17 protein-coding genes are annotated in these 17039 nt (G+C 70.4%); 5 read left to right on the top strand and 12 right to left on the bottom strand.

Features of this window, described 5'->3' with window-relative positions:
• From OG741_RS21725 to OG741_RS21700, 6 genes are all read right to left on the bottom strand, one after another.
• The gene (locus tag OG741_RS21725; protein ID WP_266479952.1) at positions 1–663 is read right to left on the bottom strand and encodes a SigE family RNA polymerase sigma factor; all 663 of its coding nucleotides are present in this window, start codon (positions 661–663) and stop codon (positions 1–3) included.
• A gap of 353 nt (positions 664–1016) precedes the next feature.
• Positions 1017–2087, bottom strand: coding sequence for an aspartate-semialdehyde dehydrogenase (locus OG741_RS21720; protein ID WP_405600323.1), 1071 nt, complete (start codon positions 2085–2087; stop codon positions 1017–1019).
• The gene (locus tag OG741_RS21715) at positions 2084–3355 is read right to left on the bottom strand and encodes an aspartate kinase (protein ID WP_266479957.1); all 1272 of its coding nucleotides are present in this window, start codon (positions 3353–3355) and stop codon (positions 2084–2086) included. The genes OG741_RS21720 and OG741_RS21715 overlap by 4 nt, the downstream gene beginning before the upstream one ends.
• 244 nt (positions 3356–3599) lie before the next feature.
• Entirely contained in the window at positions 3600–4259 is a 660-nt protein-coding gene (locus OG741_RS21710; protein WP_142214507.1) for a DUF5063 domain-containing protein, read from the bottom strand.
• Positions 4252–4851: a recombination mediator RecR gene (recR, locus tag OG741_RS21705; protein WP_405600319.1), complete on the bottom strand. Its 600-nt coding sequence runs from the start codon at positions 4849–4851 to the stop codon at positions 4252–4254. The genes OG741_RS21710 and recR overlap by 8 nt, the downstream gene beginning before the upstream one ends.
• 55 nt (positions 4852–4906) lie before the next feature.
• Positions 4907–5242 (bottom strand): YbaB/EbfC family nucleoid-associated protein, encoded by a 336-nt coding sequence (locus OG741_RS21700; protein ID WP_405600317.1) that lies wholly within the window; start codon positions 5240–5242, stop codon positions 4907–4909.
• Positions 5243–5533: 291 nt separating this feature from the next.
• On the opposite strand from OG741_RS21700, the gene OG741_RS21695 reads away from it, so the two are divergent.
• On the top strand, positions 5534–6268 hold the full coding sequence (locus OG741_RS21695) for an SLATT domain-containing protein (RefSeq protein ID WP_405600315.1): 735 nt from the start codon (positions 5534–5536) through the stop codon (positions 6266–6268).
• A 217-nt stretch (positions 6269–6485) separates the two neighbouring features.
• On the opposite strand, the gene OG741_RS21690 is transcribed toward OG741_RS21695, so the two are convergent.
• The 4 genes from OG741_RS21690 to OG741_RS21675 form a co-directional block, all read right to left on the bottom strand.
• Complete coding sequence (locus OG741_RS21690) at positions 6486–7427, bottom strand: class I SAM-dependent methyltransferase (protein ID WP_405600313.1); 942 nt, start codon at positions 7425–7427, stop codon at positions 6486–6488.
• 73 nt (positions 7428–7500) lie between these two features.
• Positions 7501–8151 (bottom strand): hypothetical protein, encoded by a 651-nt coding sequence (locus OG741_RS21685; protein WP_405600311.1) that lies wholly within the window; start codon positions 8149–8151, stop codon positions 7501–7503.
• Positions 8152–8313: 162 nt separating this feature from the next.
• Positions 8314–10752, bottom strand: a complete 2439-nt coding sequence (locus tag OG741_RS21680) for a glycosyltransferase (protein ID WP_405600310.1) — start codon at positions 10750–10752, stop codon at positions 8314–8316.
• Positions 10749–11438, bottom strand: coding sequence for a GntR family transcriptional regulator (locus tag OG741_RS21675; RefSeq protein WP_405605701.1), 690 nt, complete (start codon positions 11436–11438; stop codon positions 10749–10751). The genes OG741_RS21680 and OG741_RS21675 overlap by 4 nt, the downstream gene beginning before the upstream one ends.
• A gap of 78 nt (positions 11439–11516) precedes the next feature.
• Between OG741_RS21675 and OG741_RS21670 the strand changes: the two genes are divergently transcribed.
• Positions 11517–11963, top strand: coding sequence for a hypothetical protein (locus tag OG741_RS21670; RefSeq protein WP_405600308.1), 447 nt, complete (start codon positions 11517–11519; stop codon positions 11961–11963).
• A 231-nt stretch (positions 11964–12194) separates the two neighbouring features.
• On the opposite strand, the gene OG741_RS21665 is transcribed toward OG741_RS21670, so the two are convergent.
• Positions 12195–13550, bottom strand: a complete 1356-nt coding sequence (locus OG741_RS21665; protein WP_266479974.1) for an aspartate aminotransferase family protein — start codon at positions 13548–13550, stop codon at positions 12195–12197.
• 168 nt (positions 13551–13718) lie between these two features.
• On the opposite strand from OG741_RS21665, the gene OG741_RS21660 reads away from it, so the two are divergent.
• The 3 genes from OG741_RS21660 (at position 13719) to OG741_RS21650 (ending at position 16495) form a co-directional block, all read left to right on the top strand.
• Positions 13719–14312, top strand: a complete 594-nt coding sequence (locus tag OG741_RS21660; protein ID WP_405600305.1) for a type 1 glutamine amidotransferase family protein — start codon at positions 13719–13721, stop codon at positions 14310–14312.
• A complete protein-coding gene (locus OG741_RS21655) occupies positions 14309–14773 on the top strand; it encodes a MarR family winged helix-turn-helix transcriptional regulator (RefSeq protein WP_405600303.1) in 465 nt (154 codons plus the stop codon). Before OG741_RS21660 ends, OG741_RS21655 begins: the two co-directional genes overlap by 4 nt.
• Positions 14774–14842: 69 nt before the next feature.
• Positions 14843–16495 carry a serine/threonine-protein kinase gene (locus tag OG741_RS21650; protein WP_405600300.1) on the top strand — a complete coding sequence of 551 codons (1653 nt, stop codon included), beginning with the start codon at positions 14843–14845 and terminating at the stop codon, positions 16493–16495.
• Here OG741_RS21650 and OG741_RS21645 read toward each other — a convergent pair whose 3' ends face one another.
• A complete protein-coding gene (locus OG741_RS21645) occupies positions 16496–16879 on the bottom strand; it encodes a hypothetical protein (protein ID WP_405605699.1) in 384 nt (127 codons plus the stop codon). It lies immediately after the preceding gene.
• Positions 16880–17039: the final 160 nt, after the last annotated feature.

Below are 17039 nucleotides of genomic sequence, written 5' to 3'. Positions count from 1 at the left end.
TCATGCCGTGGCCTCCATGGCGACGCGCAGCGCCGCGATGCCACGCGAGCCGTACGCCTTCACCGAGCCCAGGGAGATCCCCAGCGTCTCGGCGACCTGAGCCTCTGTCATGTCGGCGAAGTACCTCAGCACCAGCACCTCGCGCTGGCGGCGCTGGAGTCCGCGCATCGCCTTGATCAGCGCGTCCCGCTCCAGTTGGTCGTACGCGCCTTCCTCGGCGCTCGCCATGTCCGGCATCGGCTTGGAGAGCAGCTTCAGCCCGAGGATGCGGCGGCGCAGGGCCGACCGCGACAGATTGACCACGGTCTGGCGCAGATACGCCAGCGTCTTCTCCGGGTCCCGCACCCGGTTGCGCGCCGAGTGGACGCGTATGAACGCTTCCTGGACGACGTCCTCGCAGGAGGCCGTGTCGTCGAGAAGCAGGGCCGCGAGACCGAGCAGCGACCGGTAGTGGGCGCGGTAGGTCTCGGTGAGGTGATCGACAGTGGTACCCGCGGCCATGACGTCCTCAGCGCCCTCGCGCTGGGACGAGATGCGGGTGGTGCGGGGCGCGGGCATGGGGGCGATCACCGGCATGCCGCCGGACGGGCGGGGTCTGCGGAGCGGACGCACTGCGGCGCCGCGGACCGGGACCACCCTGGTGATGTCGAGAACCTCTGCCACGCCTGTTGGACACGCTTCCCCCCGTCAGGGTTGTACGCGTACGCCACCGTTTTTGACGGTGAACCAAATGCGCCCATGCGTACCCGCTCTTCCCCAATGCCCCTTTTCTTCACGGCATCGTGAAGGGGCAACCACAAAGACGCTTCCCGCCCAACTGCCGGTTGCAGGAAGGGGGAAGCGCATCGTCGAACATCTTTGCACCCCAGTTCAAGTGGTACAGACCTTCGACTTGATCACAGGGCGTTCACAGATCCTACAAAGCATTCCGCTTCTGCCGCCCCGAATAAGCCGCAAGCGGACAAGGAAGACGGACAGAGAAGGCGGACGGAGCAGGCGGAGACGAGCGAGAAGGATCAGCCGGAGGCGAGCGCAGGCCCGATCTCCGCCGCGACAGCCTCCGCGATCTGCGCGGAGTTGAGCGCGGCACCCTTACGCAGATTGTCGCCGCAGACGAAGAGGTCCAGCGCACAGGGGTCGTCCGGAGCCCGCCGCACCCGCCCCACCCACGTCGGATCGGTCCCCACCACATCGGCGGGTGTGGGAAAGTCCCCGGCCGCCGGATTGTCGTAGAGCACCACTGCGGGCGAGGTCGCCAGGATCTCGTGCGCCCGCTCCACGGTGACCTCGCTCTCGAAGCGCGCGTGCACGGCGAGCGAGTGGGTGGTGAGCACCGGTACGCGGACGAACGTCGCCGCCACCCGCAGCCCCGGCATATCGAGGATCTTGCGCGTCTCGGCCCGCAGCCCCAGCTCCTCCGAGGACCAGCCGCCCTCCTGGAGGGTCCCGGACCACGGCACCACGTTCAGCGCCAGCGGTGCCGCGAAGGGCCCGAGCTCGTCGCCCACGGCCCTGCGTACGTCTCCGGGCCTGGCACCCAGCTCCGTACCGGCCACGAGCGACAGCTGGGCGCGCAGCGCCGCGACGGCGTCACGTCCCGCGCCGCTGACGGCCTGGTAGGAGGAGACGACCAGTTCGCGCAGCCCGAACTCGGCGTGCAGCGCGCCCACCGCCGGAACCATCGCGAGCGTGGTGTCGTGCGGACTCGCGACAATGCCGCGCGGGCGGACCCGTACGGCATGCGGATTGACCTCGGGGACGACCAGTGGCACATCCGGATCCAGCCGGAAGGCGCCCGAATTGTCCACGACGACCGCACCGTTGGCCGCTGCGATCGGCGCCCACTGCGCGGACACCGCGTCCGGTACGAGGAAGAGCGCGACGTCGACGCCCGTCAGGGCCTCTTCGCAGAGCGCGACGACCTCGGTCTCCTCGCCGCGCACGGCCAGCTTGCGGCCGGCCGAGCGCGGAGAGGCGACCAGCCGTATGTCGCCCCAGACATCCGCGTGCTGCGAAAGGATCTGGAGCATCACCGAGCCGACGGCTCCGGTCGCTCCGACGACCGCGAGCGTCGGCTTGCGGGTCATCGCCCGGTGCCTCCGTAGACGACCGCCTCGTCGGAGTCGGAGTCGAGACCGAAGGCGGTGTGCACGGCGCGCACGGCCTCGTTGACGTCGTCGGCGCGCGTGACCACCGAGATACGGATCTCCGAGGTGGAGATCAGCTCGATGTTCACGCCCGCGTCGGAGAGCGCCTCGAAGAAGGAGGCGGTGACGCCGGGGTTGGTCTTCATGCCCGCGCCGACGAGCGAGATCTTGCCGATCTGGTCGTCGTAGCGCAGCGATTCGAAGCCGATCCCGGCCTTCGCCTTCTCCAGGGCGTCGATGGCCTTGCGGCCGTCCGTCTTGGGGAGGGTGAAAGAGATGTCCGTCAGGGCGGTGGTGGCCGCCGAGACGTTCTGCACGACCATGTCGATGTTGATCTCGGCATCGGCGATCGTACGGAAGATGGCCGCGGCCTCGCCCGGCTTGTCCGGCACTCCGACGACCGTGACCTTGGCCTCGGAGACGTCGTGGGCGACTCCGGAGATGATGGCGTGCTCCACCTGCTGGTCCCCTTGCGGCTCGTTGCTGACCCAGGTGCCGCGCAGCCCCGAGAAGGACGAGCGGACATGGATCGGAATGTTGTATCGGCGTGCGTACTCCACGCAGCGGTGCAGCAGCACCTTGGAGCCGGAGGCGGCGAGCTCCAGCATGTCCTCGAAGGCGATCCAGTCGATCTTCTTCGCCTTCTTCACGACCCGGGGGTCGGCGGTGAAGACGCCGTCGACGTCGGTGTAGATCTCACAGACCTCGGCGTCGAGGGCGGCGGCCAGGGCGACGGCGGTGGTGTCCGACCCGCCGCGGCCGAGGGTGGTGATGTCCTTCTTGTCCTGGGACACACCCTGGAAGCCCGCGACGATGGCGATGTTGCCCTCGTCCAGCGCCGTACGGATCCGGCCCGGCGTCACATCGATGATGCGCGCTTTGTTGTGGACGGAGTCGGTGATGACGCCTGCCTGGCTGCCGGTGAACGACTGGGCCTCGTGGCCCAGGTTTTTGATCGCCATCGCCAGCAGGGCCATGGAGATCCGCTCTCCTGCGGTCAGCAGCATGTCGAATTCACGCCCGGCAGGGATCGGGGATACCTGCTCTGCGAGATCGATCAGCTCGTCCGTCGTGTCGCCCATCGCGGATACCACGACGACCACCTGGTGGCCGTTCTTCTTGGCATCGACGATTCGCTTGGCGACGCGCTTGATGCCTTCGGCATCGGCAACGGAGGAGCCTCCGTACTTCTGCACGACAAGGCCCACGTGCGCTCCTCGCTCAATCCGTTTCGTTCCGCACTACTGCGGTCGGCTCAGTCTAACGAGCGGCCGGACTCCGACCCGGTGCTGTCACATCGTGAGATGTCCCGCTCACCACGTGATCATCAGGAAGGGGCACGGCCGCTCGGACCGACTCCTGCCCCGCCTGATGCGCGCTACGCGAGGTGTGGGCCGGGTCACACCCCGGGATCGTGCGGAGAGGCCGCTCCCCGGCCACCGCGGAGAGCGCTCAGGTGGCCGTGCGCAGGCCCAGTGGGCCCGCGATCTCCTGTGCCATCACCTTGCCGGCCTCCTCGGCCAGCGCGTCCTCGGCGAGGTCCTCGTCCGTGTCCAGGCCGTCCAGCTCCTCCAGCGGCTGGTCCAGCCTGACGTGGGCGACCAGCGACTGCAGCGCCCGCAGTGTCGCGGAGGCGGTCGGGCCCCAGTTGGAGAAGTACGAGAACTGCCACCACCACAGCGCCTCGCTCGTGCGGCCCGCCCGGTAGTGGGCCAGGCCGTGGCGCAGGTCGGTGACGATGTCCGCGAGGTTGTCGGAGATCCGGGAGGCGACCGGGGCCTTGCGCGGCTCGTACGGGTCGAAGACCTCGGAGAAGACGTCGACCGGGTCGAGCAGCACGGCGAAGCGCTCGCGCAGGTCGTCGACGTCCACGTCGGGGCCGGTGTCCGGTTCGTACCGCTCGTCCGGAATGATGTCCTCGTGCGCGCCCAGCCGGCCGCCCGTCAGCAGGAGTTGGGAGACCTCCAGCAGCAGGAAGGGCACCGCGCTGTCCGGCTCGTCGCCCTTCGCGACTTCCGTGGTCGCGACGATGAAGGACTCGATCGAGTCGGCGATCTGGACCGCGAAACTGTCCGGGTCCTGATTGACGGCGTGCAGATTGGCGTCAGACATCGAGAAGTCGTCTCCCCTCGAAGGCACGCCCCAGCGTGACCTCGTCGGCGTATTCCAAGTCTCCCCCCACGGGCAGACCGCTGGCCAGTCTTGTGACCCTCAGGCCCATCGGCTTGATCATGCGCGCCAGGTACGTGGCGGTGGCTTCGCCCTCGAGATTGGGATCCGTGGCGATGATCAGCTCCGTGATCGTGCCGTCCGCGAGGCGGGCCAGCAGCTCACGGATCCGCAGGTCGTCGGGGCCGACGCCCTCGATGGGGCTGATGGCCCCGCCGAGCACGTGATAGCGGCCCCGGAACTCCCGGGTCCGCTCGATCGCGACGACGTCCTTCGGCTCCTCCACCACGCAGATGACCGAGTGGTCACGGCGCGGGTCACGGCAGATGTTGCACTGTTCCTGCTGCGCGACATTGCCGCACACCGCACAGAAACGGACCTTGTCCTTCACCTCGAGCAGCGTGTGGGCGAGCCGGCGTACGTCGGTCGGCTCGGCCTGGAGGATGTGGAAGGCGATCCGCTGCGCGCTCTTGGGACCGACGCCGGGCAGCCTGCCCAGTTCGTCGATGAGGTCCTGAACCACGCCTTCGTACAACGGAACGCCTCTCGTGGAGTGCTGTGGTGCTTACGGTAGTTGGTGCGCCTGCGCCTTAGAAGGGCAGGCCCGGCATGCCGCCCAGACCCTGGGCGAGCGGGCCGAGCTTCTCCTGCTGAAGCTGCTGCGCGTTCTCGTTCGCGGCCTGGACGGCGGCTACGACCAGATCCGCGAGAGTCTCGGTGTCGTCGGGGTCGACGGCCTTGGGGTCGATGACGAGGCCGCGCAGCTCGCCGGAGCCGGTGACAGTGGCTCGCACCAGGCCGCCGCCCGCCTGACCGTCGACCTCGGTCTGTGCCAGCTCTTCCTGGGCCTGCGCGAGATCCTGCTGCATCTTCTGGGCCTGCTGGAGGAGCTGCTGCATATTGGGCTGGCCACCACCGGGAATCACGGTCACTCCTGGCATTTCGTCGACGAATATTCGGTAAGCCGAGCCTACGTGTTCGCCGGGCGGCTCGCCCCACCCTGCGGTGACCAACTCTTTCGAGTGAGTGGGCGCGCACACCCTTAGCTGATCAAGGACCTCTTGTGGGCGGAAATACCGCTATTTCTGGCGCACAGCCCACCATTCGGCGGTAGGAAGGGCATGAGCATCAGAACGCACGCGCGCACCGTATGTACACGCAGTGTTACGTCGTTCCACCTCGTTCCACCTCGTTCCACGTCGTAGAGGAGTGCACCGGTGAGCCAGCCGGACATGCAGCCCGGGGGGCCGGCCCGGGGCGATCGCGGCGAGGCGCCGCGCCGCGACCTGGCCGGGAGGCCGTTTCCGCTCGGCGACTGGGGAGAACCGGCGGAGCGCCTCGACGAGCTGTACCGGTGGGTCGAGGCGGGCGCGCTGCGCACGGCTCAGTGGTATCTGGTGGACCGCCTGTGGAAACGCCGGGCGGCGCGGGCGCTGCGCATCGGCACGGCTCTGGGCGTGATCGCCGGGGCCGTGCTCCCCCTCCTGGAGGTGACAGGCGTACGGGACGGGACGTCGAGGTGGGGGTATCTGTCGCTGCTGCTGGGCGCGGCCTGCCTGGCGTGCGACCGGTACTTCGGGCTGACGTCGGGCTGGATAAGGAACGTCGCCACGGCGCAGGCGGTGCAGCGCAAGCTGCTGGGGCTGCAGTTCGACTGGGCGTCGGAGTGCGTACGCGAAGTGCTGGGCCCGGCGGAGGGCACGGCGAGCGAGGCGACGGAGAGGTGCCTGGGGGTACTGCGGCGGTTCACGGAGGATGTCGCGGAGCTGGTGCGGGCTGAGACGGCGGACTGGATGGTGGAGTTCGGCTCGGGCCCGGCGCCGCTGGTGATGCAGTCGACGGGGGCGGCGCCGGGGCGGGGGGTGGAGGGGCACCCGTCGGGTCGGGTGCCGTTGCCGCCGGGGGCGCGGCCGAACATGCCGCGACAGCGACCGCCGGAGGCACCGCGCTGAGGCGGGGCCGCCTGCGGCCCCGTTCACGGGCTTGGGGCTGCCCCCGGGCCCCGCGCTGAGCCCGGACGCCGGGGCTCGCCCCGGACCCCGCGCGCCAATCCACCGGGCTTCGTCCGGCGGAGCCCCCGGACCCCGGGAAGCGGCGGTCTCGTGCCGCACAGCGGCTCGGCTTCCGCCGCCCCGGGGGCCAGGGGGCCAGGGGGCCAGGGGGTACGAGCTAACGGCGGGACGTGATCGCCCTCGTCACGATCGGGGGCAGCAGGTCCTTCGCCAGGCGGCGGGCGCGCGACGGGCGGCGGCGTGGGGCCGCGGCAGCCGCGACGGCGGGCACGGGCGCGGGTGCGACCGGCTCGGGCTTCGGGGCCGGCGTGTGGCGGGACTTCGGGTGCGGCGGCACCTCCGCCTTGTTGCCCTTGATGCGGATCAGCGGCAGGCCCGCCACCTCCTCCACCCCGTGCCACAGGTCCGTACGCGACTCCAGCCACGTCAGCAGCGCCTCGCGCGCCGGTGCCGGGTCGCCCCACGTGCCGTACAGCTTCGTGCCCGTGATCACGATCGGCTTCAGGCCCGACGTGGCCACCGCGCCCCACACCGCGGCCGAGACCCCGGGGCAGTGTTCCGCGCGGAAGTCGTCGAAGGACACGATGCCCTCCGGCTGCAGGAGCGTCTTCGCCGCCTCGATGTCGCCGTGCACGTGCTCGTACAGATGCGACGCGTCGACATGCACGAAGCGGCAGCTCCCCGCGCTCACCCGCGAGGTGATCACGGAGGTCGGCGCCTGCACCATCGTGGGCAGTTCGTCGTGGAACGACAGATAGTTGGCCTCGAACGCCCGCCTCGTCAGCGTCGAGTACGACCGGTCCATCTCCGCGCTGTTGGAGTCGTCCGGTGCCGGCGAGTCCCACAGGTCGCAGACCGTGAACTCCTCTCCCTCCCGCAGATAGTCGGCCGTGAAGATCGCGCTCTTGCCCAGGTACGCGCCGAGCTCGAGCAGATCCCCTCTCCCGTCCGGATCCGTGTCCCGCTGATAGGACAGGAACCAGTCGAAGAGCAGCTGGTCCACGGGCCAGAACCAGCCCTTGACGTCCGCGAAGCGCGTGGGCCGGGGGAGCGCTTCGTCCGCGATCTCCCCCGTCGCCGGGGTACTCGTCTGTGACATGCACCGGTCCTACCGGGCGGACATGTCCCGGAGCTTAAGGACGCGCGTTCAGGGGATGTGCGCAGGATGTGCGTCAGCTGAAAATGATCATTGAGCCCTGGCCGAGGCTGCGCGTCGCCGCCGCGTGCAGACCGAGCCACACGTGCCGTTCCCGCGCGAAAGGGCTCTCGTCGTACGGAATCGGCCCGGCCGGTTCCTCCAGCGACGTCGGCCGGTCCGGCGGCCGCGGTGCCTCGGGCGGGTTCGCCGGGTCGATGCCGATCGACGGTGCGACGAACTCCAGCTCCCGCAGCAGCCCCTGCGTGGATCCGAGCGGACCGCCCCCGGCGAGCAGTTCGTCGTTGAACAGCGGCGAGGTGAAGTCGACGGGAACGTACGCCCCGGCGTGGTCGTAGTGCCAGACCAGATGCGACTGCTGCGCCGTCGCCTCGAACATCTCCAGCAACTGCTCGTAGTCACCGCCCAGTTCGTCCACCGGGGTCCCCGCGAGCCCGCACAGCTGCAGCAGGTAGGCGCGCCGCAGGAAGTGCAGCGCGTCGTAGTCGAAGCCCGCGACCGGCGCCACATCGCCGGACAGGCCGGGCATGTACGCGAAGACGGGCACGGTCGGCAGTCCGGCGTCGGTCAGTGCCTTGTCGTAGGCGGCGATCTCTTCGGCGAACGGGTTGTCGGGGCTGTGGCACAGCACGTCGACGAGGGGGACCAGCCACAGGTCACAGGCCAAGGGAAGGCTCGCTCTCCAGGGTGTCGGGCACAGGGTCGGGCACAAGGTCGGGCAAAGGGGCGGGCAAGGGGTCGGTCGAAGGATCAGGCACAAGATCGGGAACAGGGTCGGGCACGGACGGGACAGCGTAGTGGCAGGGACACGTTCGGCGAAGGGTGCCGGTCAGCTGTCTGTCCGAACCGAGTCCTTCGGGTCCCGCACATCCCATACCCACACGCCGCCCACCCGCTTCCCCGGTCGCCCGAGCAGTTTCTCCACGGTCGCATACAGGGCCGCGTCGTTGTACTGCGGCTCCAGCACCACCAGTCCCGCCCTCCACGCCGCCAGGTCGAAGCGCGCCTGCGCCTGCCAGTTCGGCCCGATGGTGGGCACGCGCCCGCTGTTGCGCACCTCGTTGAGGAGGTTGGAGGTGTGCCGGGGAGTCGCGCCGTAGATGCCGATGCGGTCCGGCCCCCACGGCCCGTTGAAATAGCCGCCCGCGACCCGGAAACCGAGGCCGGTCGCCGACTGCCAGTGCAGGGCCTCCGCGCTGCCGGGATTGGGCAGCGGCACCGTGACGACCGACTCGCCCTCGCCGAGGTACGAGCGGTACATGCCCTGCGTGATGAACTCCGGGACCTGCGAGCGCTCCCGCACGGGATACGGCGTCGGCAGCACAGGCAGCAGCGCCGCCGCCACCGCCGCGAGGCCCACCACCTGGTTGACCCGGTCCCTCGTCACCACGAGCCGGTCGGCGGCGAGCGCGATCAGAACGCCCAGCACCGGGGCGCAGATCAGCGCCACCCGCGACTCGATGACCGACTCGAAGAGCGGCTGATGGGCCAGCGCACGCCACGGGCCGGTGAGCACGATGTCCGTGTACGGGATGCGGAACTCCGGCCCGAGCGAGAGGAACGCCGCCGCCATACCCGTAAAGGCAAGCGCCTTGACCAGTGCGAGCCGCCACAGCCGCACCACGATCGCCGCCGCGAGCGCGATCAGCGGCCAGCCGTAGAAGGCGTTCTGCTCGGTGCGGTTCAGCGCGAGCGGGTCGGCGCCCTCGTCGGAGCCCGCGAGCGAACGGCCCGCGAACTCCAGGAAAGCCAGTGGGCTGTTGCCCGCGTTGTCGCCGTGCAGCACGCTCTTGTAGCTCTGCGGGCCGAAGAACTGCCAGCCCAGCGGGAAGGCGATCAGCGGCAGACAGACCGCGGCCGCGACGGCGAGCCCGCGCAGCAGCGGCCGCCGGGCCGCCTGCGCCACATCGCGGCGCACGAGCGCGTACGAGAGCGCGAAGAGCAGCATGCCCACCGCGGCGAGCAGCAGCGGCTCCTCGCCGAGGAAGATCTGATACGTCGCGAACAGGCCCAGCAGCACCCCGTCACGTACGACATTGCGCCCCTCGCACAGCCGCAGCGCCCGGTCGATGATCACCGGAATCATAAACAGCACAAGGAAGTTGGGGTGCGCGTTGCCGTGCGAGATCATCGGCGGCGCGAAGGCGGCGAAGGCCGCGCCGAGCGCGGCCGCCCACCGGTTGGTCGCCAACCGGCGGGCGATCAGCCAGTACCAGGCGCTCGCGGTCGCCGCGAGCCCGAGCGTGAGCACCAGCGCCCAGGTGACGGTCGGGCCGAACAGCAGCGTGACGGGGGCGAGGGGGACGGACAGCCCGAACATGACGGTGTTCGCCATCAGGTTCACGCCGTCCGGAAACCCCTGGAGGGTGGTGAAGAGGGGATTTCGCAGATGCGCGACATTGTCGGCGGTGACCGCGAAGAACCACTCCCACTGGTTCTGGTCCTGCCCCGAGTCGGCGAGATAGCCCCGGTCGAGGTCCGCCCACAGATTCTTGTAGAGCAGTACGGACGCGAGGACGAAGAGCCCGACGACGGCCGGGTCGACACGGCGTACGGCACGGGCGCGCAGTCTGAGCAGCTCCAGCAGCACCCTGCCGTAGTCCAGCGGTCTGACCTTGGAGCCTTCCTGGTGCGACCAGCGCACCGGAACCTCCGTCACCGGCCAGCCCGCGCGCCGGAAGAAGCGCAGTATCTCGACGTCGATCCCCCACCCGTCGAGCCGCGAGTCGGCGAAGGCGGCACGCGCCTTGTCACCGTCGAAAAGCTTGAAGCCGCACTGGGTGTCATGGATGCCGGGCACGGCGACGGCCCGTATGAGGCGGTTTCCCATCCGGCCCATCCATTCGCGCAGCGGGCGCTGGTGCACCTCGATGTGCGAGTCGGGGTGCGCGCGCGAGCCGATCGCCGCCGCGCTGTCCTCGGCCGCGAGTTGCTTGTCGAGACGGTCCAGTTCCTCGATGGGAGTCGCGAGGTCGGCGTCCGTGATCAGGACGCGCCGGCCGTACGAGGCGAGCACGCCCAGGCGCAGGGCACTGCCCTTGCCGCGGTTGCCGTCGCCGCTGACGAGCTGGATGCGCGGCTCATCGGCCGCGGCCTCCTTGGCTATCCGGGCGGTGGCATCGGTGGAGCCGTCGTCGACGACGATCAGCTCCCAGTCGCCCCAGCGGCCGGGCTCCGCACGCAGATGGGCGCAGATCGCGTCCAGGGTCGGACGCAGCCGCCCCTCCTCGTTGTACGCCGGGACGACGACGCTCAGATCCACGCTCACTGCTCCAGCCGATCCGCCCAGGCGAGCGCATGCTCGTCGTATGCGTCGACAGCCGCGCGCACGCCTTCGGCGTCGCCGGCCGTGACGGCTTCCACCAGCTCCTCGTGGCCGCTCCACAGCCACTGCCGCAGCTCCTCGCCGCTGCGCAGACCGCGCAGATACGGGACGGCGAACACCCAGGTCTGGACGCGCAGCCGGTGCAGGAAGTCACAGATGTAGCGGTTGGCGACGAGCGCGCAGAGCTCGCGCCAGAAACGCAGGTCGTAGCCGATGAGGATGTCCAGGTCCCCGGCGCGGGCCGCACGGGCGGCCTCCTCGGCCCGGCGGCGTACGGACACCAGCGCCTTGCCGGGCACTGCGGTGATGCCGCGCTTCTGCGCATGGTGAAGGACACCGTCCACGACGAGTGCGCGCGCCTCGACCATGCCGCGGTAGTCCTCGACCGAGAACTCGTGGACCTTGAAGCCCCGGTGCTGGTCGGAGTCGAGCAGGCCCTGGGCCGAGAGATCGACGAGGGCCTCGCGGACGGGCGTGGCGGAGACGCCGTACTGCTCGGCGATCTGCTTGACGGTGAACTCCTGCCCGGGCTGCAGACGTCCGGCCAGGACCTCGTCGCGCAGCGCGTCCGCGATCTGTTGCCGCAGGGTGTTGCGGGTGACAGCGGAACTGCTGCCGTTGCCCTGCATCGTGGCCTTCTCCTTCGCCGGGGTCCCGGACACGATAGGCCAGACGTCACGAACCGGGTGCGGACAGGGGATTCTGACATGACAGACGTCTTCGAGGCGGCGACGGGTGACGGTCCGCGGCTCGATCTCACCGCACGGGCCGCGGAAGTACGGGCCGCGGAGGTGCGCGCCGCGCTGGACGGCCTGCTCCAGATCCGGCGCCTGACGAACACGGCACCGGCGGCGTGGGAGCTCAACCGGATGGTGCGCGCGGTCGCTCTCGTCCTGGAGGCGGCGGGCATTGAGCCCTCGGCCGTGGACGCGTCGGGGGCGAGGACGGCGACGGGCTATCGCGTACGCGCGTCGGACAGGGCCGGGATGGTGTGCGTGGACTGGCTGGGTCCGCGGGGCACGGGTGCGGCGCAGGAGGAGGAGCCGGGGCTGGCTCGGTGCGCGGCGGCGCTGGGGGCGATGGGGTGGGAGGCGCTGATGTACCGGGGGGCGCGGAAGAGGCGGTTCTTGGAGGTGGAGGCGGGGCGGGGGTGAGACCGCCTGCGGCGGGGCTGTTCCCCTACCCGCCCTCCCCCTACGGCCTGGCGGCCGTGGGAGGTACCCCCATCCCGAACTGGGGGCAAGCCCCCAGACCCCCGAATGCGACCTCCGGCCGCATGTCCTCAAACGCCGGACGGGCTGAATAATTTAGCCCCGTGCGGGTCCCCCCGGACGAAGTCTGGGGGAGTTTGAGGCGCGGGGGTCCGGGGGCGGAGCCCCCGGGTCTTACGCCGTGTGCTCGTCCGCGACCGACAGCGCCGCGTCCAGCGCCGCCAGGCCCTCCTTCGCCTCCGCCTCGGAGATGTTGCACGGCGGCACCGCGTGCGTGCGGTTCATGTTCACGAACGGCCACAGGCCATGGGACTTGCACGCGGCCGCGAACGCGGCCATCGGGGCGTTCGCCGCGCCGGTCGCGTTGTACGGCACCAGCGGCTCGCGCGTCTCCTTGTTCCGTACGAGATCGAGCGCCCAGAAGACACCCGTACCGCGCACCTCGCCGACACTCGGGTGCCGCTCGGCGAGTTCGCGCAGGCCCGGGCCGAGGACGGTCGCGCCGATGTGGGCGGCCTGTTCGACGACCTTCTCCTCCGCCATCACGTTGATCGTGGCGACGGCGGCGGCGCAGGCGAGCGGGTGCCCGGAGTAGGTGAGACCGCCGGGGTAGGGGCGGGTCTCGAAGGTCGCGGCTATCTCGGCGGAGATGGCGACACCGCCGAGCGGTACGTAGCCCGAGTTGACGCCCTTGGCGAAGGTCAGCAGGTCGGGTACGACACCGAAGTGGTCGGCCGCGAACCATTCGCCGGTGCGGCCGAATCCGGCCATCACCTCGTCGAGCACGAAGACGATCCCGTACCGGTCGCAGATCTCGCGTACGCCCGCGAGATAGCCGGGCGGAGGCGTCATGATGCCCGCGGTCCCCGGGATGGTCTCCAGGATGATCGCGGCGATCGTCGCCGGGCCCTCGAAGGCGATCGTGTCCTCGAGGTGCTGGAGGGCGCGGGCGCACTCCTGCTCCTCGGTCTCGGAGTAGAACGGCGACCGGTAGAGGAACGGCCCCCAGAAGTGCACGACACCGGAGGTGCCGTTGTCGGAGGCCCAGCGGCGCGGGTCCCCGGTGAGGTTGATCGCGGTCGCCGTACCGCCGTGGTACGAGCGGTAGGCGCTGAGGACCTTCGGGCGGCCCGTGTGCAGCCGGGCCATCCGGATGGCGTTCTCCACGGCCTCGGCGCCGCCGTTGGTGAAGAAGATCTTGTCGAGGTCGCCAGGGGTCCGCTCGGCGATGAGGCGTGCGGCCTCGGAACGGGCCTCGACGGCGAACGCGGGCGCGAAGGTGGTGAGCCTGCCGGCCTGCTCCTGGATCGCGGCGACGACCTTGGGGTGCTGGTGGCCGATGTTGGTGTAGACGAGGCCGCTGGTGAAGTCGAGGTAGCGGTTCCCGTCGTAGTCCCAGAAGTACGAACCCTCGGCACCGGCGACGGCGAGCGGGTCGATCAGGCCCTGGGCGGACCAGGAGTGGAACACATGCGCACGGTCTGCGGCCTTCACGGCTGCGCCGGCCTGGGGGTCGGGATGAGGGGTCATGCGGGCAAGCGTAAGGAGGGGCCGCTGGGGAGGGACATGGCCACGGTGTATGGCCGTGGCGCTGTTCCTGGGCACTGTGTCGCGTCCGCGGCCCGGTCCGACCCGGAGCCCATTGACAGCAGGCTGTCGACATGACAGGCTGCTGTCATCGAGAGCAGGAGGGCCACCATGAGCACCCGTACCGTTCATCTCGCCGTCTATGACACCTTCGCCGACTGGGAAACCGGCCACACCACCGCGCACCTCACCCAGAACGGCTTCACCGTCCGCACCGTCGGCCCCACCACCGGCCCCGTCACCACCATGGGCGGCGTCCGCATCCAGCCCGATCTCGCCCTCGGCGAGCTCGACCCCGAGGACAGCGCCCTGCTCATCCTCACCGGCGCACACCTGTGGGACGCGGGCGACGACCTCGCCCCCTTCGCCGCCAAGGCGCGCGCCTTCCTCGATGCCGGTGTCCCCGTGGCCGCCATCTGCGGTGCCACCGCCGGGCTCGCCCGCGAGGGGCTGCTCGACGACCGCGATCACACCAGCGCCGTCTCCTTCTACCTCGGCGCCACCGGTTACAAGGGCGGCGACCACTACCGCGAGGCCGACGCCGTCACCGACCGCGATCTGATCACCGCGGGCCCCACCGAACCCGTCGCGTTCGCCCGCGAGGTCTTCGCCAGGCTCGGTGTGTACGAGGGCGAGAAGCTGGACGCCTGGTACCGGCTGTTCCACGACTCGGACGCCTCCGCCTTCGCGGTCCTCAACTCATGAGCCGTGAGGAACAGGACCTGCTCAGCCGCACAGCCCTCGGCGTCTTCCGGCTGAACGGCCAATTCCTCGCCGTCTCGGAGGAGTTGGCGAAGCCCGCCGGGCTGACCGCGGCCTGGTGGCAGGTCCTCGGAGCCGTACTGCACGAGCCGCTGCCCGTCGCCGGGATCGCCCGCGCCATGGGCATCACGCGCCAGAGCGTGCAGCGGATCGCCGATCTGCTCGTCGAGCGGGGCCTCGCGGCGTACGAAGCCAACCCCGCCCACCGCCGGGCCAAACTCCTGCGCCCCACCGACGACGGCCGCGCCGCGATCACCCGGATCGACCCCGGCCACGCGGCGCTTGCCGCCCGTCTCGCCGAGGCGCTGGGACCCGAGCAGTTCGCCGAGACCGCACGGATCCTGGGCCAGCTCTCCAAGGCCATGGACAGCCTCGGGCCGCTCCCGCCGGATCCTGATCTGTAAGCCCCGGTTCGGCGCGCACTATCCTCGGTCCGTCGGCAGCGAAGCGGTACGGGGGAAGGGCGCACGGCGATGGAGCCTCTGGCACCAGCAGATCCACGGCACATCGGCGAGTACCGACTCCTGGCCCGCCTCGGCGCGGGCGGCATGGGGCAGGTATACCTCGCCCGCAACGACCGCGGCCGCACCGTCGCCGTCAAGCTCGTACGCCATGAGCTCGCCGAGCAGGAGGAGTTCCGAAACCGCTTCCGCCAGGAAGTACGGGCCGCTCTGCGCGTCGGCGGCGAGTGGACGGCGCCCGTGCTCGACGCCGACACCGAGGCGCCCGTGCCCTGGGTCGCCACGGGCTACATCGCCGGACCCGCCCTGCACACCGTCGTCTCCGGCGACCACGGCCCCCTGCCCGAGCGTTCCGTCCGTATCCTCGCCTCCGGCCTCGCGCACGCCCTGCGCAACATCCACGCCGCCGGCCTCATCCACCGCGACCTCAAGCCGTCGAACATCCTCGTCACCATCGACGGCCCCCGCGTCATCGACTTCGGCATAGCCCGCGCCCTGGAGACCGTCACCGACGGCGGTCTGACCCGCACCGGCGCGCTCGTCGGCTCGCCCGGCTTCATGGCTCCCGAGCAGATACGCGGCGACCGCGTCACGCCCGCCTGCGACATCTTCTGCCTCGGCTCGGTTCTCGCGTACGCGGCGACGGGCAGGATGCCGTTCGGTTCGGCGGACAGCGGGGTGCACGCGCTGATGTTCCGTATCGCGCAAGAGGAACCGGACCTGGAGGGCCTTCCGGAGAGCCTGGCCGGCCTCGTACGGGACTGCCTGCACAAGGACCCCGAGGCGCGCCCGACGATCGAGAGGATCCTGGAGCTCACCACCTCCGACGCGACCGCCGAGCCCTGGCTGCCGGGCGCGCTGATCGCCCAACTCGGCCGCCATGCGGTCCAGTTGCTGGAGGTGGAACAGCCGCAGGCTGCGGCGCCGGTCCAGCCGCCGACGATGACCGCGCCCGCCCCCAAGCCGCCCGGCCCGACTCCGCTGCCCACAGCGCCCCCGCCACTGCCCGCCTACGGCTACCCGCACGCGGCGGTCCCGGTCACGCACGCCCCGCCGGTGCCGTACCAGCCGATGCCCGCCCCCTACGCGCCCCCGACCCCGCCCCCGCCTCGCAAGAAGGGCGGCACGATCGCCCTGATCGCGGTCGCCCTGCTGGTCGCGGTGGCCGCGGGCGGATCGGTGTACGCGCTCATGGGCGACGACGGCAAGAAGTCCCCGGCGGACGCCAAGCCGGGCCCCACGACCTCCGAGCCGACGACCCCCGGCACGAACAAGCCGTCCACGCCCGCCGGTTCCTCCCGGCCCCCGACCTCGCCCGGCACCCAGGACAGCGGCGTCCCCGCGGAATACGTCGGCACCTGGCAGGCATCCTTCGCCACGGCGGACGGCAACAACACCCGCACCATGACGATCACCCAGGGCACGACGGGCACCCAGGTCATGACCCTGTCGGGCACCGGCCCGAACTACGACTGCACCTGGTCCGCCACCCTCCGAGCCCCGGGCCCGCCCCTCGAACTCGGCCCGACCCAGGTCACATCGGGCGACCCGAAGCAGTGCGCACCGGGCCAGTGGAGCCGCCTGGACATGCCGGACGACACGACGATCGTCCGCGAACTGGTGGGCTCGGGCGGGGCGCCGCTCACGTACACGAAGTCGGGCTGATCAGCCGAGCAGCGCCGATGCGGCGCTGCGCAGCAGGAGGGGGTGCACGAAGCGGTCCCCGGTGGGCGGGAACCGCCATGAGAGCGGCCAGGTTCGGCCGCGCAGGGCGGGGATGGGTACGTAACTCACGTGGGCCGGTCCCGAGTTGAGACGGGTCACTCCGCGCGGCCAGGGGCGGTGGGATGTACTCCCCGCCGGTACGAGGAAGTAGACCGACCGCCGCCCGTACGCCTCTATGACGACAGGGCCGGGGTCCCCGCCGGTCATCCGCTCCATCAGATCGGCGAGACTGCGGCCGTCTTCGTCGTCGACGCGGACGGCGTCGAATTGCACGCCCGCCTTACGTAGCTGGAATCCGGAAGCCGGAATCCAATCGAGGTTCAGTTGGCGACTTTGCGTATCCACAAGGACAGTCTCTGTGACCTCGGCTAGCGTTTTCCATGGGCTTGCGGAGGGCGTCGCAAAGGGGTTGACCTGCGCGAACTGTCTTGTAGACGGGTCGAATTCGGCGGGGACTGGTGGTGACCGGTTGAGTCCGGTTGAG

It is taken from the genome of Streptomyces sp. NBC_01410 (genome assembly GCF_045040195.1).
Lineage (GTDB): Bacteria > Actinomycetota > Actinomycetes > Streptomycetales > Streptomycetaceae > Streptomyces.
This window is presented reverse-complemented; position numbering and strand designations above follow the sequence as displayed.